Source organism: Bacillus sp. N12A5 (assembly GCF_026790125.1).
In the GTDB taxonomy this organism is placed as follows: Bacteria; Bacillota; Bacilli; order Bacillales; family Bacillaceae; genus Bacillus.
Genome location: NZ_JALAMR010000007.1, coordinates 238510 through 260153 on the forward strand (window position 1 = coordinate 238510; position 21644 = coordinate 260153).

Consider the following 21644-nt stretch of genomic DNA (forward strand, 5'->3'; position numbering starts at 1 on the left):
CGCTTGACTACAGACGGATTCCAGCTTGAATAAATAAACGTGTTTTATTTATATCAAACGAAAGAAATGTTTACGTAGTCAAGCCATTTACGGTAGCTTGGTAGAAACTTGCGAGCCATATTCCCGCGATTATACGAATTCATCTTATTTGATTTCTGTGTCTATTGTACCAAGATCATTTTGAAATGACAATATAAATAACGAACATTACTTATTAAAAAAATTGGTTTATTCGTCTATTGACTAAATTGGCAACAATGATAAAAACCGTATGCATGGCTTCATACGGCTTTTCAACTTACTAATGATTTTATGTTACAGGCTGACTCACCTGATGCACTGGTACAGTAAACGAGAATGGCTTTAGTTGAATCAGGTCATTTAAAATGCCTTTATCAATATACAGACCGTATTCATTAAACTCAAAATGCTTTAAAGACAGCTTATCAAGATAAGGTCATTCAATTCAAAAGTTGATACCATTTCGGCTGTGTCCATATTCTTCACTTCAGCTTTATTCCATTTTAAATAATAACCTTCTTCATAATAAGCCATTGGATCAGACCATGATTGCATTTTTTTCATATCACCAAGGCCAATCATTTCGCCTATATTCACTAAGTCATCTTTTGACATATTTGAAGTATCAACTCCAGTGAAACGGTAATGAACCAATACTTTCCTCCCTTCTTGTTTAATGTTATTGATTTCTATCCCTATGTTTTGATGCTTTGTTTCCGAAAGACGATACGGCATCTCTGCATTTAGCGGAACGATTTCACTGTCCTCAGCCTCAGATCTAATATCTGCTATTAATGTTAGCTTTTTCGCTTTTGGATTGATTGGTGATTCTAGCTGTGTTTGTCCTTTTGCTCTTACCGTTCTCCCATTTATTTTTTTCCGGTCTCCAAGTTCAATGTTTGACGATGTCATCTCATATGTGTTTCCTAAATCATCTTTGACTTCGTTAATTTCAACCGTATCATGCTTTGCTAAACCTTGATAATCAATTGTAAATTGAAGGACAGATCCAAGTTTCCCGTTCTCCACTTGAATATTGGAAAATTGATAACGATTATGATAAGCCGATACAATTTTTGCGCTTTCTAAATAACTAGTTTTGCTTTTGGCAATAGGCAGTTTAAATCTCCAATTCCCCTGTATTTCATTAATATGAGTAATCACAAAAGGCACGGTATCCCCATTTTTTATTTCAGTACCATTTGTATAAATCCTTAATTGTCCTGCGTATTGCTTATTATTTAATTTTTTAAGCATTAAAGAATCGTAGTTGATTGAAAAGTTGTCGTTATAACTCGTTTCGTCGACATCATACATGATCTCTTTTTCATCAGACTGGAAGTTATCAACAGTGAAGTTATAAACAAGCTGTCCGGCATCGTAATAGGAGCTGTTTACAGAAACAGTGATTCCCCTGGACTCTGCTTTTTCATTTAAAGCTGTGACCAAATTGCTTTTAAACAATGATAGACCAACTTTATCTTGAAAATCTTTATAAATTTGTCCGACAATGGGGATGCTTCCCATCGCTTTGTTTACAGAGGGAAGAAAAAGACCAGATGATAAATACAATATACATACCACAGCAGCAATAGCCATTCCATTTGTAATAGGTCGTGCCCATTTAAAACGGCGCCTTGTGTTACTTTCATTTTCAGCACGAACGACAGCTTGATGTATTGCCTTTTTGAGTGCTTTCTTTGGCACTGCTATGTCATCATACATCTGCTTCACTTGGTGTTTGTCCATTTGTTTTGATCCTCCTTTTCCAGCTCCTGTTTCAATGCTTTTCTCGCTCTATGTAAATGTGTTTTAATTGTGCCTTCTGCCATACCTGTTTGTTCAGCTATCATTGATATTGAATAATCTTGAAAATAATATAGCTGAATCGTGAGCTGAACATGTTCATCAAGTGTATCAAGTGCATTTCGCAGGTCTATATATTCCTCAATATTACCTTGAGCGATTCCAGTGTCGTGATGTTTCTCAAACGGAACCAATTCTCCTTTCTTTTTAGTCATGGCAAAAATGGAATTAATCAATATTCGAGTAAGCCACGTTAAAAAATACTTTGGCTCTTCTAGTTTTTCTATACTGATAAAAGCTTTATAAGCTGTTTCCTGTACAGCATCAAGTGCATCTTCTTTATTTCTTAAATAGAGATAAGCTGTTTTATATAAAGTCTCCTGATGTGCCAGCATAAGCTTTTCAAAGGCCCGAGCATTTCCTTTTCTCGCCTTTGTAATCAATCTTTCTTCCTTCACCTTATCCACCTCCTATGTTGTTAGATACGAAAATTGTCGAAACGGTTTCAAAAAGTTAACAAAAAAACGTCCCTTTTATAAAAGGGACGTTTTTTCATTGTTGTTATTTACTTATTCCCACTCAATCGTCGCAGGCGGCTTACTTGTAATATCGTACACCACGCGGTTAATGTGCTTCACTTCGTTTACGATACGTGTCGAAATGACTTCAAGCACATCCCACGGGATACGCGCCCAGTCAGATGTCATGCCGTCGATTGATGTAACGGCGCGGATTCCAATTGTGTAATCATATGTTCTTGCGTCACCCATAACACCGACGCTGCGGATGTCAGGAAGAACAGTGAAGTATTGCCAGATATCACGCTCTAATCCGTGATTTGCAATTTCTTCACGCAAAATCGCATCTGATTCACGAACGATTTCAAGTTTCTCTTCTGTTACTTCGCCAAGAACACGGATTCCGAGTCCCGGTCCTGGGAATGGCTGGCGCCACACGATTTCATCCGGAATGCCGAGCTCTGTGCCAAGCGCGCGCACTTCGTCTTTGAAGAGCGTGTTTAACGGTTCGATCAGTTCAAACTGCATGTCTTCAGGAAGCCCGCCGACATTGTGGTGAGATTTGATCGTTTGCGCCGTTGCTGTACCGCTCTCGATGATATCCGTGTAAAGCGTTCCTTGGGCAAGGTAGTCGATGCCTTTGAGCTTGTCCGCTTCATCATCGAACACGTAAATGAATTCATTACCGATGATTTTGCGTTTTTGCTCAGGGTCAGAAACGCCTTTTAGTTTATTTAAGAATCTGTCTTTCGCGTCTACTTTAATTACGTTCATGTTAAAGCCTTCGCTGAATGTTTTCATAACACCTTCAGCCTCGCCTTTACGGAGAAGACCATGATCTACAAAGATACAAGTCAGCTGGTCGCCGATCGCTTTATGAATCAAAACAGCAACAACAGAGGAATCAACGCCGCCGCTTAGCGCGCAAAGAACCTGCTTGTCTCCGACCGTTTCACGGATTTTTTGCATTTCAATTTCGATAAAGTTCTCCATTGACCATTCGCCTTCGCATTCGCAAACGCCGAATACAAAGTTTTTCAGAAGATCATTGCCGTATTCAGAGTGGCGCACTTCCGGGTGGAACTGAACGCCGTACCATTTTTTGTCCGCTTTGCTCATCGCTGAATTCGGGCAGTGATGGCTTGTCGCGTCAACAGTGAAGCCTTCAGGAACTTCTACAACCAAATCACCATGGCTCATCCAAACCACTTGTTCGTTCGGAAGATCTTTGAACAAATCAGGTGTGCCTTCGATGCGGATGTTTGCTTTTCCGTATTCACGCTGGCTTGCCGCTTCAACTTTACCGCCAAGGTAATGAGTCATCAGCTGCATGCCGTAGCAAATTCCCAAAACAGGAATATCAAGCTCGAAAATTTTCTCGTCACAGCGGAAAGAGTTTTCATCATACACACTGTTTGGACCGCCGGATAAAATAATTCCTTTTGGATTCATTTCTTTAATTTCTTCAGCCGTCAATGTATGTGGATGCAGCTCGCTGTATACACCGAATTCACGGATACGGCGTGTAATCAGCTGGTTATACTGACTGCCGAAATCAAGGACAAGAATCATTTCATTCACTAACTTTGTCATGGTTGTCACCTAATCTCCTCTAAGTTTTTTGACACAGAAAAAAACGAGGACAGATATGAAGCACGCTCCGCCCTCTTTGGCAAGGCCGTTTGCCGGAGTCAGGCAACTCGCTCCCAGACTCCGATAATATTCACTAATTCTAACAACACGTTGATAAGCGGTCAAGACCATCTTCTTTTAATTAAATTTTCCCATAACTCTCTTGATTCATTCCAAAGCGACGCTGAATCTTCATTTCTGTACAACGCCCGTTCATAGCGTAATGTCAGCTTTGACATGTCTTCCATGTCGTATTTTTCATCGATTCGTTTCGCATAATCACGCAGCGTTTCACTGTCTTGTTTCGGCAGTCCCCTTCTCTTCATCTGTTTCAGGAGGGCGCCGTACGCCTCAAAAAACACGTGCTGATCGCTGCGCCGCTTCAATTTTCTCACAACGAAAGCTGGCATCCATAACGAACGGAAAACATACAGCAATACCGCTGCTAACAGGAGGACTATCAGGACTGAAAGTGCTGCATACCAGCCTGCACCGGCATTTGCGTGTGGAGCGGTCGATTTTTTAGAAACAGCTGGCTCCCGTTTTTCCTTTTGTTTCTCCTCTTTTTCCGGCTGTTTTTTTTCTTCTTTCTGTTCTTTCTTCGTTTTCTCCTGCGAGCTGCTTTCGCTGCCGGAATCCTTTGTGTCATTAGAGGAAGTAAATTCAGCCGGATTTGTAAACCCTTTAGTCGGCTCAAATGTGACCCAGCCCTGTTCCGGGAAATACACCTCTACCCAGGAATGGGCGTTGTTATTTGTCACTTCGTAGATGCTGCCGTTTTTGTTCCCTGCTTCTTTATATTCACCGGACGTATAACCCTTTACCCAGCGGGCCGGAATGCCGGCCGAGCGCAGGAGCACGACCATTGAGGAAGAAAAGTTATCACAGTAGCCCATCTTTGTTTCAAACAGAAACTGATCGACATAATCCTCATCATTCTTTGGGATGGTCACGTTTTCGGTCTCATATGTGAACTCATCTGATCCTAAATAGTCCTCAACCGCTTTCACCTTATCAAACATATTGTCGTGATCCTGAGTCAGCTTGATCGCAAGGGTTTTCACCCGCTCAGGCAGTGTATCCGGCAGCTGCATATAGCGGTCGCTGAATGTGTATTCCTCACTATTTCTGACTTTCACCTTTCTCAGCTCATCCAGCTTATAGACCGGGGAGTTGTACGATACTGTATAGCTCCCCATATTTCTGACCTTACCAGCTTGTTCACTGATCGGAGAAATTTGTTCCGTATTCCCGTTCATCTCGAGTGAGACAGCCCGCTTTGGCTGAATGGCTTCAGCACCGATCGGATACATCACATGGTTATATCCGTAGTGATCATCGACCTTTACACGAACAGTGCTGCGCTCTGTCGAAACCTTGTGGTCAAACCACAGATTTTCAACTTTTCCTCCGCTAAGCTGATAGGACATGCCTGTGTCTGTTTCAATCCAGCCTTTTCCTGTATACGTATCCTTCGTTTCCACCCGGAAATACGTGCGCTCTTTTCCCTGCCATGTAAAAACAGGGGTATCATCCTGCTGAAACGGGCCGCCGAGCGATTCATCATGGTTCCCGTATCCGATTTTGCTTTCTCCAGCCGGCACACGGTCCTGATTGGTGATTTTTTTGAGAAAAGGCACGGGATCAGGCCAAGCCGGATCTGATTTCGGAGCGGCAAGTCCGAATCCCACTGCAGCCAAAATGAATACAGATAGAGGAAGAACAGACGCTTTTGGCAGCGTAATTCTTTCCATCAGCCTGATGCGTTCTAAGTATAAAAGGCCCAGCATAAAAAAGCCGATCAGCACAATACGGATGACGGCAAAAGTGGCGTCATATGGCGTAAAGGTATCAAGAATCGTAATATACGCTACTGTCATCATAAAGAAAAACAAGATTCTTCTCTGGTAAATCACCCAATAATGAAGGAGATAAACCAGCAGCCACAGCAGCACAAAAAAGAGCAGGGTCCGAAACGAAGGAATCATATCATTCCATTGCCCTGTTTGAATCAGCATGATATTCAAATAAACATCCTGCAAAAAAGAGCCGACCCAGCTCAAGTCAAATAGAGATCCTTGATAAAACAGGATGTGTATCGAGATCAACGTAAATAAGACACAAAAAGGAACGGTGACAAACCACCTCATCCTGAAAAAGGTCAGCAGAAACGTCAAGCCGATAAAGACAATAAAAAAGCCTGTATGTTTCGTATCTGTAAAACTGTCAAGCGGCCTGAGCCACTCCCACAGCAATAAAAATGCCAAAAAATAAAATAACAGCAAGCTCAAACGGCTTCCTTTCTGATCATCGTGCGGCATGTGCACCCGTCACCTCTCTTTCTAAACAACACGCGAAACTCCGCCGCCCCTCATGACCTGAACTCTGATTTGGCGTTTCAACATGCGTTCGATCATGACATTTTCAGCTTGAGAAAGCTCAGCATCTTTCTCTTTTGCCAGTATCACTGTAACTCGGCCGCCCCCAATTTCTGCTATGTTCAGCAAATCCTCCGTGAACTGCCCCGTGACGAGCACTCTATCAGCCTGGCGAACAGACGGTTTCCCCAGCTCCTCACGTACATAGCGGCTTACCGGGTCAGCCGCATCACAATGAGCGACGGCTAAATGATGAAGCATGTGCTTAAAATGCTGCTCACCCTCCTGAACAGGAAAAATTGTTTTTTCCTTTCCGACTGAGGCCAAGCCTGCCCCCGCGCCGTTTTTCAAAACAGAATGAAGAATCGAAGCTGTCACAGAAATGACCTCTTCAAATGCTTCAGAGGGAAAACGGTCCATCAGAAGAAACAGGTTTTTGCTTCGAGACGGTTCAAATTCCTTTGTCATCAGCTGGCTCCGCCGTGCAGAAGTCTTCCAGTCTAGTGCAGCAAACCTGTCTCCCGGCTGATAATTGCGCACACTCGCTGCGACTGCAGAATGGTGCTGATGAACTGGAGAAGAACCGCTTACACCATCTTCCTGATGCCTCTCATTCACCTGATAAGGAAGACGCTGAAAAGACGGATAAACAAACAGAGTATCTTTCAGCTCATAAAAAGCTGTTTTTTCAATCAAGCCAAGAACATCCCCGGTCCGCACCCTGACAGCATGAAAATGATGCTCCCCGCGCGGTACCCGAGCTAATTCATACGACATCGTCATGCTCTGTTTAAACCAAGGAAAAACGAGCCGTTTGCCCGGGGCCTCCCCTCGGTTCAATGACCCGATTCCTTCTGGCAGGCAATCTTCAATCACCATATACATCAGGGGAAACGGCAGCGTTCTCCTCAGTGTAATCAACACGGCCAGCCTGTCCCCCGCATGCAATTGTGTTTTGGCCATTTGCCGTGAAGCCTGAAAAGAGCGGAGCGGGTACAGCGCAAGCAGCCCGGCATACACCACAAAAGGGAGAAATGCATAAAACAAAAACCAGCTGACAAAGCCGCCCTGAAACATCGCATAAGAAAAAACAGCAGCCGTCAATAACGTTAATACAATCAGCTTCCATCCATAAACGAGCCATTGCCATTTCTTCTTCATCAGCGGATCGACGACCTTTGAACCGGCACCTTCACGGTGGACATGATCTCCTGTACTATCGCTTCTGCCTGTACCCCTTCAAATTTCGCCTCCGGCTGCAGCAGCATCCGGTGCGGCAGCGCAAAAGGAGCCAAATATTGAATATCATCCGGAATGACATAGTCGCGATGATGCAGCAGCGCGTATGCTTGGGCCGCTTTCATCAGAGCGATTGATCCGCGCGGACTGACGCCTAATTGAACAGAGGCATGATGTCTCGTTTTCTGCACGAGTTCAACAATATATTCTTTTATGCTGTCATCGGCACGGACATGTTGCACTTCCTGCTGCAATCGGATGAAGTCTTCTCTTGTAATAACCGGCTCAAGTGTCTCAATCGGATGGCTTTTTTCCTGAAGAGATAAAACATCCAGCTCCTCATTAAAGGACGGATAGCCCATGCGAAGCTTAAATAAAAAACGGTCAAGCTGGGCTTCCGGCAAAGGATAGGTCCCTTCATATTCGACCGGGTTTTGCGTTGCCATCACAAAAAACGGAGCGGCAAGCGGCATCGTATGTCCATCTACCGTTACACTTCCCTCTTCCATCGCTTCAAGCAAAGCAGACTGTGTCTTCGGAGAGGTCCGGTTGATTTCATCGGCAAGTACGATGTTTCCCATAATCGGGCCGGGACGGTATTCAAATTCCATCGTTTTCGCATTATAGATGGATACGCCTGTGACATCAGATGGCAGCAAATCCGGAGTGAACTGGATTCTTTTGAAGTCGGCGCCGATTGACTTTGCCAGCGCGCGGACCATCATCGTTTTACCGACTCCAGGCACATCCTCAAGCAGCACATGCCCTTTGGCAAGAATGGCTGCTAAACTGAGTATGGCGATGTCTCGCTTTCCAACCATTACTCTATTAATATGGTCAACTGCTTTCCCCAGCAAAGGATGCAGGTCTTCTTGATATGCCATTCTTTTCCTCCTAGTCATCTACAAAATTCATCATAATGTAACCTAACTTTACCACAAAAAGCAATCTGTATAAAAAAACGATTCTAGCAAATTGTTTCCAATAAAGCAGGCCAAAACACACAAAAAAGCTTCCTATGGCAGGAAGCTTTATTATTTGTGTTCTAAAGGCTCCATATGAACATGTGAATAATCAATCGCATGCTCCTCCTTCATTCTCCGCTCAATTTCATTGGCAATATCGTGGCTTTCCGTAATATTTAAATCTGCCGATACCTCAACCACCACATCAACGTAAACCGTACTGCCCAAGTATCTCGCTTTAATGTCTTTTAAACGGCTCACACCGGAGACCTTTTCGATCGTCTGTTTATAAGCTGACATGTCCTTTACGTCAAAGCCATCTGTCAATGAGTGAGATGATTCTTTAAAAATATCCCATGCCGTTTTGCAAATGAGAAGGCCGATTACAAACGCCGTTACCGTATCAATCCAAGCCAAGTGGAATTGCGCGGCTATAATTCCGATAAATGTGCCGATGCTGACGAACGCATCTGATTTATTATCAGCGGCCGCCGCAAGGAGCGCTTGACTCTTCACCTTTTTGGCCAGCCTTTTATTGTATTGGTAGACCAGCAGCATCAGGGCTGCCCCGCCCGCTGCCGTCCAAGCCGCAATCAAATCCGGTGTCTCCTGCTTAGCAGAAAAAATAGACTCACCGGCGCTGAACAGCACTTGCAGCCCGACAACCATCATAATAAACGATGCAATAAGTGATGCAATTGTTTCTGCACGGAAGTGGCCGTATGGATGATCTTCGTCAGGAGGCTTTTGTGAGATGCGGAGGCCGATCAGTACAGCAACAGAAGCAATAATGTCAGTTGTGTTATTCAACCCGTCTGCCGTCAGTGCTTCAGAGTGAAAAAGATAACCGATGATCAGCTTCATCACGGACAGAACAAGATACGCGGCAATACTGACCAGCGCCCCGGATTCTCCCTTTTTCAGTTCATCATATCTCTCCATACAAAACCTCCTCTCCGTTCGTGTTTTCCTATTATTATGATACAAAGCTGAAACGCAGTGGGTCTACAGAAACATGATTCACCAACCACAGAAAAATAGTGACAATAGAACACTCTTTCTCTAAGCCAATTTATTTTCTCATCCGAAAACCGCTTCAACTTCAATGATACCAATACTTCTGACGATCTTCCATATTTTCAAAATTATGACAAATCACAAAAATGAATAATTAACGGAACATTTTTTCTTTTATTCCAGCGTCTCGCTGAAAATACCGCCAATAAAACACTACAAATTTGAAATAATATGTTATATTTTCTTACACGAATTTTCGACAAACTGTATATTTATGATAGAGTTTCAATTATCATAATATTCAGTAATGATTACATTTTTAAAGGAGGTAATTTATGAACCAGACTCAACCAGGATTGAAAAAAGAATTAAAGACCCGCCATATGACAATGATTTCGATTGCCGGCGTAATCGGAGCCGGACTATTTGTAGGCAGCGGTTCAGTGATTCACTCGACCGGGCCCGGTGCCATAGTTTCTTACGCGTTAGCCGGATTATTAGTGATTTTTATCATGAGAATGCTCGGAGAGATGTCTGCGGTAAACCCGACGAGCGGATCGTTTTCTCAATACGCTCATGATGCCATCGGACCGTGGGCAGGATTTACAATCGGATGGCTGTATTGGTTTTTCTGGGTGATTGTCATCGCGATCGAAGCCATCGCCGGCGCCGGCATTATTCAATACTGGTACCACGATATTCCGCTGTGGCTGACAAGTTTGATTTTGACGATCGTGCTTACCCTGACAAACATCTACTCTGTTAAGTCATTCGGTGAGTTTGAATATTGGTTCTCCCTCATTAAAGTTGTGACCATCATCGCTTTTTTAATCGTTGGTTTTGCCTTTATTTTTGGCATTGCTCCTGGCAGTGAACCAGTCGGTTTTTCAAATATCACAGGCAAAGGCGGTTTTTTTCCGGAAGGCGTCGGCTCCGTATTGCTCGGGATTGTCGTTGTCATCTTCTCCTTTATGGGTACAGAAATTGTCGCCATTGCAGCAGGTGAAACATCCAACCCGGTTGAATCCGTGACAAAAGCGACCCGATCCGTTGTATGGCGCATCATCGTCTTTTACGTTGGCTCTATCGCCATTGTTGTGGCACTTTTGCCTTGGAATTCAGCAAATATATTAGAAAGCCCTTTCGTCGCTGTACTTGAGCATATTGGCGTGCCGGCCGCAGCGCAGATTATGAACTTTATCGTCCTCACAGCCGTACTCTCTTGCCTGAATTCAGGTTTGTACACCACATCCAGAATGCTGTATTCACTCGCAGAAAGAAACGAGGCGCCGCGCCGTTTTATGAAATTGAGCAAAAAAGGTGTTCCCGTACAGGCAATTGTCGCCGGAACCTTTTTCTCCTATATCGCAGTTGTAATGAACTACTTTTCACCGGATACTGTCTTTTTATTCTTGGTCAATTCATCAGGCGCAATTGCTTTGCTCGTCTATCTAGTCATCGCTGTGTCGCAGCTGAGAATGCGAAAAAAACTCGAAAAAACAAACCCGGAAGCATTGAAGATCAAAATGTGGCTCTTCCCTTTCCTAACCTACTTGACTATCATCGCCATCTGCGGAATTTTAGTATCTATGGCATTTATTGATTCCATGAGGGATGAACTGCTTCTGACAGGCGTCATCACGGGCATTGTTCTGATTTCTTACCTTGTGTTCAGAAAACGCAAGGTGAGGGAGAAAGCAGCAGCCAAACCAGTCACACAGCAGCAGCCCGACATCCTGCCTTAATGCCGATCACATCCTAAACGGTCTGCCGTTTAGGATGTTTTATTTCTTCTGCAGGCAGCGGCACACAGATTTTTTTGTAACCATCACGTCCTTATTGTCATTAACTATAGTACCAATTTGGAAAATTTAAATAAGGACAGATGAAAATGACACTTGAAAAATTTGTGGATGCTCTCCCAATCCCAGATACACTAAAGCCAGTGCAGCAATCAAAAGAAAAAACATACTACGAAGTCACCATGGAAGAATGCGCCCATCAGCTTCACCGCGATCTCCCTCCAACCCGCTTGTGGGGCTACAACGGCTTATTTCCCGGGCCTACCATTGAAGCCAACAGAAATGAAAACGTTTATGTGAAATGGATGAATAACCTTCCTTCAGAGCATTTCCTACCGATTGATCACACCATTCATCACAGTGACAGCCAGCATGAAGAGCCAGAAGTAAAGACTGTCGTTCATTTACACGGAGGCGTCACGCCAGATGATAGTGACGGGTATCCAGAGGCTTGGTTCTCTAAAGACTTTGAACAAACAGGCCCTTATTTTAAACGAGAGGTTTATCACTATCCGAATCAGCAGCGCGGTGCGATTTTGTGGTATCACGATCATGCCATGGCGCTCACCAGGCTGAATGTCTATGCCGGGCTTGTCGGCGCCTATATCATTCATGATCCAAAAGAAAAACGCCTAAAGCTGCCTTCCGGCGAATACGATGTGCCGCTCCTTATCACTGACCGCACGATCAATGAGGACGGTTCTTTGTTTTATCCAAGCGGGCCTGAAAACCCTTCCTCGTCAGTGCCTAACCCTTCAATCGTTCCGGCTTTTTGCGGAGAAACCATACTCGTGAACGGGAAGGTATGGCCATACTTTGAGGTCGAACCGAGGAAATACCGCTTCCGCGTCATCAATGCCTCCAATACAAGAACCTATAACCTGTCACTAGATAACGGCGGAGAATTTATTCAGATCGGTTCAGACGGAGGGCTCCTGCCTCGCTCTGTTAAACTGAACTCTTTCAGTCTTGCGCCTGCTGAACGTTATGACATCATCATTGACTTCACAGCCTATGAAGGGCAATCGATCATTTTGGCAAACAGCGAGGGCTGTGACGGTGACGTTAATCCAGAAACAGATGCGAATATTATGCAATTCAGAGTCATAAAACCATTGACGCAAAAAGACGAAAGCAGAAAGCCGAAGTACCTCGCCTCATACCCTTCAGTGCAGAATGAAAGAATACAAAACATCAGAACACTGAAACTGGCAGGCACCCAAGACGAATACGGCAGACCCGTCCTCCTCCTCAATAACAAACGCTGGCACGATCCCGTCACAGAAGCACCAAAAGTCGGCACAACTGAAATATGGTCCATCATCAATCCGACGCGCGGAACACATCCGATCCACCTGCACCTGGTCTCCTTCCGTGTGCTAGACCGGCGTCCGTTTGATATCGCGCGCTATCAAGAAAGCGGGGAATTGTCCTACACCGGCCCGGCTGTTCCGCCGCCGCCAAATGAAAAGGGCTGGAAAGACACCATTCAATCCCACGCCGGTGAAGTCCTGAGAATTGCGGCAACATTCGGGCCGTACAGCGGACGATACGTATGGCACTGCCATATTCTTGAGCATGAAGACTATGACATGATGAGGCCGATGGATATAATAGATCCTCATAAATAACCCGACAAAACTTGCCTCTTGCAGGCAAGTTTTTCTTTATGAAACTTTTGGCCCTATTTATCGTATTACGTAAAAACAGCAAAAAGGAGCTGCTTGTTATGCTGACACACGGCCTACATGAAAAAACAAAGCAATACATTTCCATTTATGCTGAATTAAAATCAAAATTAAAGTGGAAAGTTTTACACGATCAGATATTAATGCTCATTTCTTCTGCATATATTGTGAATAAAAGAGAGTTTGATTTTCAGCGCTTTTATGATTTTAGCAGCTATATCAAATCAAACATCGGCAGCTTCTCAACACTCAATTCACACCATCGTTTTACCGTCGCTTCCTTTCTGGACATTCATTTTCAGCAGGAAGCCAAACAAGCATTTCTCGCTTTTATCGACAGATACAACGAGATGGTGAGGCTTGGATACAAACGGGACATTTTCACTTACCTATCCGCTCTTATCCTACTCACCGGCAAGTCCGAAGCGATCAATCAAAAAGAACAGATGAGCTTGGGCCTCTCTGTTTATCAGCAGATGAAAAAACAGCACTATTTCCTCACGTCAACTCATAATATCCCGCTTGCTGTATTGCTGGCCGGGAATGGGAAGGGATTACAGGTGCTGAATAAAGCGGAAGCGTGTTACCAGCAGCTGTCGAAAGACGGATTTCGCAAAGGCCAGCATTTACACCAAACCAGCCATATTCTTGCCCTGCATGCCGAAAAAGACGCTGAAACGCTTGTTTTGCAATGCAGAAAGCTATTTCAAACCATCACTGAATCTCACAAAAAACCCAAGGATGTCCATTACCCTGATCTGGCCCTGCTCACATTTCTGGAAGAGCCTGATATCAAAACCGTTCTGGCCATCACACACGAGCTGAACCAAGAAAAACAATTCAAATGGAAAAAAGAATTGAACTTCAAAATCGCTGTCAGCCTATATCTCAGTGAACATATGGAGAAAAATCTGCTGATGGAATCAGGACTGTACACAGCCATAGAAACCGCCATCCAGGCACAGCAGGCAGCCGCGACAGCTGCCATTATCAGCTCAACAGCAGCCAGCCATTCTCATGACGGAAACTAGAGGAGGAGAAACATGCCATACATCACATTGGAAGATCAGACGCGCCTATACTATGAAACACACGGCAGCGGTACACCGATCCTATTTATACATGGGGTGCTGATGAGCGGACAGTTTTTCCACAAACAACTCTCAGCACTCTCTGCCAATTATCAGTGTATTCGTCTCGATCTTAGAGGACACGGCGAATCCGACAAGGTCCTTCACGGACACACTATTTCCCAATATGCCCGTGACGTAAGGGAATTTCTGAACACAATGGAGCTCGATCGCGCCGTTCTTGCCGGCTGGTCAATGGGCGCTTTCGTCGTATGGGATTATCTCAATCAATTTGGGTATGATAACATACAAGCCGCTGTGATCATCGATCAATCAGCTTCCGATTATCAATGGGAGGGCTGGGAGCACGGCCCATTTGATTTTGACGGCTTAAAAACGGCAATGCACGCCATTCAGACCAACCCGCTGCCATTCTACAAGGACTTCATCCATAATATGTTCGCCGAACCGCCTGCCGAGACAGAAACAGAATGGATGCTGGCAGAAATCCTCAAACAGCCGGCTGCCATTTCAAGCACGATTTTATTTAACCAAACGGCTGCTGATTACCGCGGCACCCTCCAAAACATCAATGTGCCGACATTGCTGTGTTTCGGGGAAGACCGAAAATTTTTCTCTACAGCAGCTGGAGAACACTTGCGCAGCCATATTCCAAACTCGACGCTCGTTACCTTTTCTAAAAGCAGCCATTGCCCGTTTTTAGAAGAACCGGACGCTTTTAACAGCACCCTCCTCTCCTTTTTAGATGGGCTGATTGGAAAGTCATAAAGAAAAAGGAATTAGGAGATTAGGGAAAAGTATGAGACAATAAGAAATGTGCAGTAAAATACATGAGGGAAGAAGTGACTTTATGTCTTACTATAACAAACGAAATCAAGAACCGCTGCCAAAAGAAGATGTGAGTACTTGGGAATGCACAAAAGAAGACTGTAACGGCTGGACCCGAAAAAACTTTGCCAGCAGTGATACGCCATTGTGCCCTTTGTGCGGAAGTAAAATGGTCGACGGCATCCGTTCATTAGTGAATCTCCAAAACAACAGCCAAACGAAAACAAGCTAGTTCTTCCCAATAACAAATACAGTCTCCTTCAAACATACAATCCCCGAACGGAGACAAAATTCTATATTTCAGAATAAGCCTCTGGATTGCAAGAGGCCGTAAATTAGAAAGAAGCCCAAAACTGTAAATGTTTAGGGCTTTTCTTGCTTACAATGGTATAATATGGATGCGAGAGGATTGATAATGTGATCTCAAACCAGCAGCAAAGTGACCTGAAAAAAAGAGCTGTGTTCAAAAAGCTGAACCTTGCAATGAACTCATATGTTGAACTTCTGTTTTTATCGATACCTCTGATTCATTTCTTTAAGTGGCTCGGATCATTAGCCCTGCACCTCGTCCATTAAAAAAACCACTCAGCCCATGCCGAGTGGTTTTTATTAGTTGATGACAGAAAAGCTGTTAATGATGCCGTTTGGATTTTCCCACACTTTTTTGAACGTCTTATCTTCAAGATTATAGGAATAAATCGTCCGCACCTTAGCTTCACGCCCTGTTTCATCCTTCAGCTTTTTAGCCCCCTTGGCTTCGGCTAGAAAATAAATGTTCTTGCCGTCCTTAGAGAACTGCGGCTGTGCGTCAATTAACAGCTTACATGCTTTTTGATTTGAAATGATGGTTTCATATTTTTTCGTATCCGCATTGAGCATCTGAATAGAAGCGGTTTGGTTTGTACCTTTCTGCGTATATGATGTAAACAAAATCCGTTTATCATCATCAGAAACAGCAATATCGCTGATGAACTGGTCGAGGCTCTTCAGTTCATCAAGTTGGTTTTGCTTTCCTGCCGCAAAATGAATCGTTGTCGGTTCAGGATCGATTCCCTTTTCGTTCGCTTCATCTGTTTTCTTGTAATCTTCTTCTACAGAATAATGAAGCAAGGCAAATGAATCGTTTTTTCGATTATAAAAGAAGCTGCTGACGGTGTCATCCTGATCATTAGCGGCAGGATAAAGGTTCTTGTACTTCTTCGTTTTCAGATCAAAAGCTGCGATCCGAAAATTGCTTTCGTCCGCTTTTCCTAAACGGAAATAGATGGTTGAACGGTCCTTTGATAAAAACAGGCTGTCAGCACTCTCCGGACCTTTATAAAGCATCGTCTTTTTATGAGACTTAAGATCCAGCTTAAAAAGCCTCATTTCATTTTGATCATTATTGCCCGTATAATAGAGCACCTGCTTTTTTTGATCCAAGACAAATGCCGGATAGCTGGTCAGCTTCTCCTCATGAATCACCTTGTCATTTTCATAATACTTCGTCAGCAAATCCGTATCTGTAATTGAAACCAGCAGCTTATCACCGCTCTCCGTATTGACTGAAACATCAGCAGCCCTCTCATGGCCTTTATCCTTTGTCACGTAAAATGCAATGCCCGCCGCAGCGGCTGCTATTATAACTCCTAACATTAATATGATTCTTTTTTTCATCTCTTATCTCCACCAATAGAAAAAGCAAGAATGTGACTTCTTGCTTTACAGATTATATATGTAGATTAATAGCTGTAATGTCCCGCTACTTTTCCTTTGCTTAATGGGTATCCAAGCGCTTTAAACGCTTTAGGGCTTACATCCAATACCGCATTAGGCATTCTGCCAACATCATTTTTGTAAACCGTAATCACCTTTTTAGGTTTCGCTTTTGCATAAGCTCTGATTTTCGTTCCGTTTTTAGGAACGTCAAATCCGATCTTGGTCGCACAATCCCAATGTCCAAGTTTCTTACCTGAAGAGCCTTTTTTCCCGACTCCATTATACCAAGTAATATTTCCGTTCACATGTTTCGCACTGGCATCTGATGAAAAACTGAAAGCTCCCAAAGTACTTCCTGCTAAGATAAAAGCGGCTAAAATGACTTTTTTCAACATTTCGTCCCCCTGTTTGTTAACATCTAGGAAGATTATACACGATCAACCAGGGATTTTTTATTTCAATATCCTTACAGTAATGTTACAAAGTCAGGAAAGTTACCTTTGCTAAAATAAACCATGGAAAATTATCCTATTACAAATGCAGTATTAGCGTTATAATTGTTGATAGAGTAGTTGTCGCATTCAATATGAACGAACCATTACCGTATTGTTCAAACCAAATTCATAGCTATGTAAACGAATCATACTCTCATATAAAGAAAAAAGAGTGTGCGAGACTCTTTTTTCTCCAAAGTTTCTTTTTTCAAAAAACGTAGATTATATTATATAAAAATTTTACTTCTTTTTTGGTTTTAAAAATGGCGATTTTGTGAACAGTTCATATTGACCGGTGCGGAATTACTCACATCAAAAGTTATAGGAGTGGTAATCCATGAAGGCAGCAAGATGGCATAACCAAAAGGATATCCGTATTGAACATATCGAAGAGCCAAAAACGGAACCGGGAAAAGTAAAGATCAAAGTCAAATGGTGCGGCATCTGCGGCAGTGATTTACACGAATATCTGGGCGGCCCGATCTTTATTCCGGTTGACAAACCGCATCCGTTAACGAAAGAAACAGCACCTGTCACAATGGGCCATGAATTCTCCGGTGAAGTTGTTGAAGTCGGAGAAGGCGTTGAAAACTATAAAGTTGGAGACCGCGTTGTGGTCGAACCGATTTTTGCCACTCACGGCCACCAGGGCGCCTACAACCTTGATGAACAAATGGGATTCCTCGGCTTAGCCGGCGGAGGCGGCGGTTTCTCTGAATACGTCTCTGTGGATGAAGAGCTGTTGTTCAAACTGCCTGATGAATTATCATATGAACAAGGCGCGCTCGTTGAACCTTCTGCGGTCGCTTTATATGCTGTCCGCTCAAGCAAAATCAAAGCCGGCGACAAAGCGGCTGTATTCGGCTGCGGCCCGATCGGGCTTCTTGTCATTGAAGCGCTGAAGGCTGCCGGTGCAACTGATATTTACGCTGTTGAGCTTTCACCTGAACGCCAGCAAAAAGCGGAAGAGCTTGGAGCCATTATCGTTGATCCGTCCAAAACAGACGATGTAGTCGCTGAAATTGCAGAGCGCACAGGCGGCGGTGTTGACGTAGCATTCGAAGTCACAGGCGTTCCAGTGGTATTACGCCAAGCGATCCAATCCACTACAATCGCCGGTGAAACCGTTATCGTCAGCATTTGGGAAAAAGGCGCTGAAATCCATCCGAACGATATCGTCATCAAAGAACGCACAGTAAAAGGAATTATCGGATACCGTGACATCTTCCCGGCTGTCTTGTCATTGATGAAAGAAGGGTATTTCTCAGCTGACAAACTCGTAACGAAAAAAATCGTGTTAGACGATTTGATCGAGGAAGGCTTCGAGGCCCTGATTAAAGAGAAAAACCAAGTCAAAATTCTTGTCAGACCTAACTAGTTTGAAACCAAAAAGAATCCGCACTCGGGTGCGGATTCTTTTTTTATTTATCCAATCACTTCAGCACCGGGCTCTTTCTTCTCCTCGCCGCGATCATAAGAGCGGAAGTTTTCCTCAAGCTGCTCAAGCGAAAGACCTTTCGTTTCCGGCAAAAATTTCTTCACAAATAGAACAGAGCAAATTCCTAATCCAACGAAGATAAAGAACGTTGTGGACAGCCCGATGCCGGCCAGCAATATCGGGAAGGTGAAACTGACTGCAAAATTCACCATCCACAGACAGAACACCGTGACGCCCATTCCCAGGCCGCGAAGGCGAAGCGGGAAAATCTCAGAAAGCATCAGCCAGGTCACTGGTGAAATCGCCCCCTGCTGGAAAGCTAGGAATGTAACCGTTAGTGACAGAACCACATATGGAAGCGCCGGTGATCCTTGAAGTACAAGTGAAAATATCCCAATCAGCAATAATGCCGTTGTCGTACCGATCAAGCCTGTCATCAGCATCGGCCGGCGCCCCACTCTCCCCAGCAGCCAGATGCCGACGAATGTCGCGAGCACAGAAATCACACCATTGGCAATATTCCCAATCAGCGCAGCTTCCGTTTCGAATCCTGAATCTCTCAAAATTTCTGTACCATAATACATGATGGAGTTAACACCTGTAATTTGCTGTACAATCGCAATTCCTAACCCAATAAACACAATACGGCGCACCCATGGGACTGAAAGATCTTTAAACGTTGCTTTTTCAAGCTGGTCTTCTTTTTTGAAAGCGAATTCAATTTCTTGCAGCTCAGCTGCTGCCCGCTTTTCGTCCCTGATTTTTTTCAATACACGCAAAGCATCTTCTTTTCTTCCTTTAGAAACAAGCCAGCGTGGGCTCTCAGGCATTCTGATCATGCCGAAAAACAGGAACACGGCTGGAAGTGAGGCAATGACCAGCATAAACCTCCACACATGAGAGTTGTCTCCCATTGTTGTTCCAAGGATTGCGTTAAAAACAAAGGCCAAAAGCTGTCCCGATACTATCATCAATTCATTCTGCGTCACCATCCGCCCTCTGCTTTCCACAGGAGACATCTCTGCTAAATAGGCAGGCACCGTTACTGATGCTCCCCCGACAGCAATTCCAAGCACAAAACGGGAGATAATCATGATCGTTACATTTGGAGCAAACGTACACCCGATCGTTGAAATAAAAAATATAACAGCGAGAAACAAGATATTTTTGCGGCGGCCGTTAAAATCAGACATCCTGCCGCCAAACACAGCACCCAGCGCAGCTCCAAAAAGAAGTGAACTGGTGACAAGCCCTTCAGTGAAGGCATTGAGGTTAAGCTGATCCGGCTCTCCCATATATGGCAACGCGCCATTGAGCACTCCGGTATCATAACCGAAGAGAAGCCCGCCAAAAGTCGAGATTAAAATAACGGTACGTAAAAATGACATTTGATTGCCTTGTTGATTCATACTGTTTCCCCCAGTCTTTTTCAAAATCAATCAATGCGTATTTCAAAAACTTATTCCAGGGCTGCTGCCTTCCTCACATTTCGTAAGCAGGCTTCAGAAAAAAGTTCATTATGTTTTTCTCCAATGGCCTCATAACCTACCCTTCTTTCCAGCATGTCAATTTCTTTGGAAGCGATTTCATTTATCGCTAAACGAACAGTGGGTAATTCTTTGTGCATATACATGATGTATTGTTATCTTATAGTCACTTAATAGTTCTATTATAGTAATATGATAGTGACATTTTTGTTACATCTGATATTATCATAATTACAAAAGCGCTTTCAGTCAATAAAAATTTCTGAAAATTTTCAACTCAAAAAAAGTAAAATCACCAATTCAAGGGGAAAATGAACTTTTTTCTTTATAATAATGAGTAAATCAAGTCAAAATCCCTGTGAGTTTCTGTTTATTTGCTAATTTCGCCACAATGAGTAAGTGTTGGGTAACTTCTCCTATTAATTTTAGCAATCACCCTTTATCAAACATATACAATTGTTTCAGAATCAAGATAAAAGGAAATAGAAAAGGAAAATAAAGATGGCTGGCATAGGGGAGGCAACAATATTGAACGAGGTTTATGTCATTGCAGGCCTTTTATTGTTGACAGCGGGGATGATTGATTTTTTATGGACCACGTTATGGTTAGAGAGCGGTGCAGGCCCGATTACTAGATGTCTGTCTGCTTGGCTGTGGAAAGGCTGCCGCAAAATCAGCGGAGACCACGCAAAGGTGCTAAGTATGGCAGGCCCACTGCTGCTATGCCTGACGTTAGTGATATGGATCAGTCTATTTTGGAGCGGGTGGGTTTTGATTTACTCGAGCGACCCTCACTCACTGATGGAAACTCAATCGAAAGAACCGGCTTCCTGGTCAGACCGAATTTATTTTTCCGGCTATGTCATGTTTACATTAGGAAATGGCGACCTCGCTCCAAACGGAGGCCTATGGAGGCTTGTCACAGTGATTGAAACAGCTCAAGGATTGCTTACCATCACGTTTTCTGTCACGTATTTGATTTCGGTCTTGAGTGCAGTTAATCAAAAGCGCTCCTTTGCCCAAAGTGTATTAAGTCTAGGGCATGACGGAACAGAAATCGTCCAGAACGCATGGAACGGCAAGGATTTTCACGACATTGATTTCCTTCTTGCCACTGCCTCATCAGAGCTGGGAAAGCTGACCGCTCAGCATAACGCCTTCCCCATCCTTCATTTTTACCACAGCACGCAGCATCAGGAATCATCCATTATAGCTGTTGCTGTATTGGATGAGGCTCTAACCATTTTCAAATACGGCATTCCTGAACAATATCAGCCAAATCAGCTTCATATCAAAGAAGCACGCTCAAGCATCAAAAACTACCTGGATACCGTTCATACTGCCTATATCCATCCTGCAGAACAAGCGCCGCCGGAACCAGACATCTCAAAGCTTCAACAATCAGGCATACCGGCTTTATCAAAGCAAACATTTCAAATGGCCGTCCATTCTATAAAGGAACGTCGTCAATTGCTGCTGGGAATTATCCAAGCGGGTGCTCGAAAATGGCCTATACGAGAGTAGGCAAATAAAAAAAGATGC

The 21644-nt window shown here is 43.8% G+C and carries 17 protein-coding genes, 1 pseudogene and 1 riboswitch; of the genes and pseudogenes, 8 read left to right on the top strand and 10 right to left on the bottom strand.

Annotated features, from left to right (window positions below; genetic code table 11):
• Positions 1–55: 55 nt before the first annotated feature.
• Positions 56–157, bottom strand: a riboswitch (purine riboswitch).
• Positions 158–310: 153 nt separating this feature from the next.
• The 7 genes and pseudogenes from MOC09_RS09175 to mneS form a co-directional block, all read right to left on the bottom strand.
• Positions 311–1770 (bottom strand): annotated as a pseudogene (locus MOC09_RS09175) (DUF4179 domain-containing protein).
• A complete protein-coding gene (locus MOC09_RS09180; protein ID WP_268370304.1) occupies positions 1752–2285 on the bottom strand; it encodes a sigma-70 family RNA polymerase sigma factor in 534 nt (177 codons plus the stop codon). The pseudogene MOC09_RS09175 and the gene MOC09_RS09180 overlap by 19 nt, the downstream one beginning before the upstream one ends.
• A gap of 111 nt (positions 2286–2396) precedes the next feature.
• Positions 2397–3938: a glutamine-hydrolyzing GMP synthase gene (gene guaA, locus MOC09_RS09185; protein ID WP_268358744.1), complete on the bottom strand. Its 1542-nt coding sequence runs from the start codon at positions 3936–3938 to the stop codon at positions 2397–2399.
• A gap of 161 nt (positions 3939–4099) precedes the next feature.
• Positions 4100–6298 (bottom strand): transglutaminaseTgpA domain-containing protein, encoded by a 2199-nt coding sequence (locus MOC09_RS09190; protein WP_268370306.1) that lies wholly within the window; start codon positions 6296–6298, stop codon positions 4100–4102.
• A 21-nt stretch (positions 6299–6319) separates the two neighbouring features.
• A complete protein-coding gene (locus MOC09_RS09195; RefSeq protein WP_268370307.1) occupies positions 6320–7516 on the bottom strand; it encodes a DUF58 domain-containing protein in 1197 nt (398 codons plus the stop codon).
• Positions 7516–8478, bottom strand: a complete 963-nt coding sequence (locus tag MOC09_RS09200) for an AAA family ATPase (RefSeq protein WP_268358738.1) — start codon at positions 8476–8478, stop codon at positions 7516–7518. The genes MOC09_RS09195 and MOC09_RS09200 overlap by 1 nt, the downstream gene beginning before the upstream one ends.
• 150 nt (positions 8479–8628) lie before the next feature.
• On the bottom strand, positions 8629–9501 hold the full coding sequence (gene mneS, locus MOC09_RS09205; protein ID WP_268370308.1) for a manganese transporter MneS: 873 nt from the start codon (positions 9499–9501) through the stop codon (positions 8629–8631).
• Between the two features lie 410 nt (positions 9502–9911).
• Here mneS and gabP point away from each other — a divergent pair, with 410 nt between their 5' ends.
• The 6 genes from gabP (at position 9912) to MOC09_RS09235 (ending at position 15561) form a co-directional block, all read left to right on the top strand.
• The gene (gabP, locus tag MOC09_RS09210) at positions 9912–11321 is read left to right on the top strand and encodes a GABA permease (RefSeq protein ID WP_268358733.1); all 1410 of its coding nucleotides are present in this window, start codon (positions 9912–9914) and stop codon (positions 11319–11321) included.
• Between the two features lie 146 nt (positions 11322–11467).
• Positions 11468–13009, top strand: coding sequence for an outer spore coat copper-dependent laccase CotA (gene cotA / locus MOC09_RS09215; RefSeq protein WP_268370310.1), 1542 nt, complete (start codon positions 11468–11470; stop codon positions 13007–13009).
• Positions 13010–13107: 98 nt separating this feature from the next.
• A complete protein-coding gene (locus tag MOC09_RS09220; RefSeq protein ID WP_268370312.1) occupies positions 13108–14097 on the top strand; it encodes a DUF4003 family protein in 990 nt (329 codons plus the stop codon).
• A gap of 12 nt (positions 14098–14109) precedes the next feature.
• Positions 14110–14925 carry an alpha/beta fold hydrolase gene (locus MOC09_RS09225; protein WP_268370313.1) on the top strand — a complete coding sequence of 272 codons (816 nt, stop codon included), beginning with the start codon at positions 14110–14112 and terminating at the stop codon, positions 14923–14925.
• A gap of 82 nt (positions 14926–15007) precedes the next feature.
• On the top strand, positions 15008–15217 hold the full coding sequence (locus MOC09_RS09230) for a cold-shock protein (protein ID WP_003234008.1): 210 nt from the start codon (positions 15008–15010) through the stop codon (positions 15215–15217).
• A 185-nt stretch (positions 15218–15402) separates the two neighbouring features.
• Positions 15403–15561 carry a hypothetical protein gene (locus MOC09_RS09235; protein WP_268370316.1) on the top strand — a complete coding sequence of 53 codons (159 nt, stop codon included), beginning with the start codon at positions 15403–15405 and terminating at the stop codon, positions 15559–15561.
• Positions 15562–15594: 33 nt separating this feature from the next.
• On the opposite strand, the gene MOC09_RS09240 is transcribed toward MOC09_RS09235, so the two are convergent.
• Both MOC09_RS09240 and walM read right to left on the bottom strand, forming a co-directional pair.
• Positions 15595–16641, bottom strand: coding sequence for a hypothetical protein (locus MOC09_RS09240; protein WP_268367205.1), 1047 nt, complete (start codon positions 16639–16641; stop codon positions 15595–15597).
• Between the two features lie 65 nt (positions 16642–16706).
• Positions 16707–17078 carry a cell wall metabolism protein WalM gene (walM, locus tag MOC09_RS09245; protein ID WP_268362782.1) on the bottom strand — a complete coding sequence of 124 codons (372 nt, stop codon included), beginning with the start codon at positions 17076–17078 and terminating at the stop codon, positions 16707–16709.
• 436 nt (positions 17079–17514) lie between these two features.
• Here walM and bdhA point away from each other — a divergent pair, with 436 nt between their 5' ends.
• The gene (gene bdhA, locus MOC09_RS09250) at positions 17515–18555 is read left to right on the top strand and encodes a (R,R)-butanediol dehydrogenase (protein WP_268362779.1); all 1041 of its coding nucleotides are present in this window, start codon (positions 17515–17517) and stop codon (positions 18553–18555) included.
• 47 nt (positions 18556–18602) lie between these two features.
• On the opposite strand, the gene iolT is transcribed toward bdhA, so the two are convergent.
• The gene (iolT, locus tag MOC09_RS09255) at positions 18603–20024 is read right to left on the bottom strand and encodes a myo-inositol transporter IolT (RefSeq protein WP_268362776.1); all 1422 of its coding nucleotides are present in this window, start codon (positions 20022–20024) and stop codon (positions 18603–18605) included.
• Positions 20025–20630: 606 nt separating this feature from the next.
• Between iolT and MOC09_RS09260 the strand changes: the two genes are divergently transcribed.
• Positions 20631–21626: a potassium channel family protein gene (locus MOC09_RS09260; RefSeq protein ID WP_268362774.1), complete on the top strand. Its 996-nt coding sequence runs from the start codon at positions 20631–20633 to the stop codon at positions 21624–21626.
• Positions 21627–21644 lie beyond the last annotated feature (18 nt).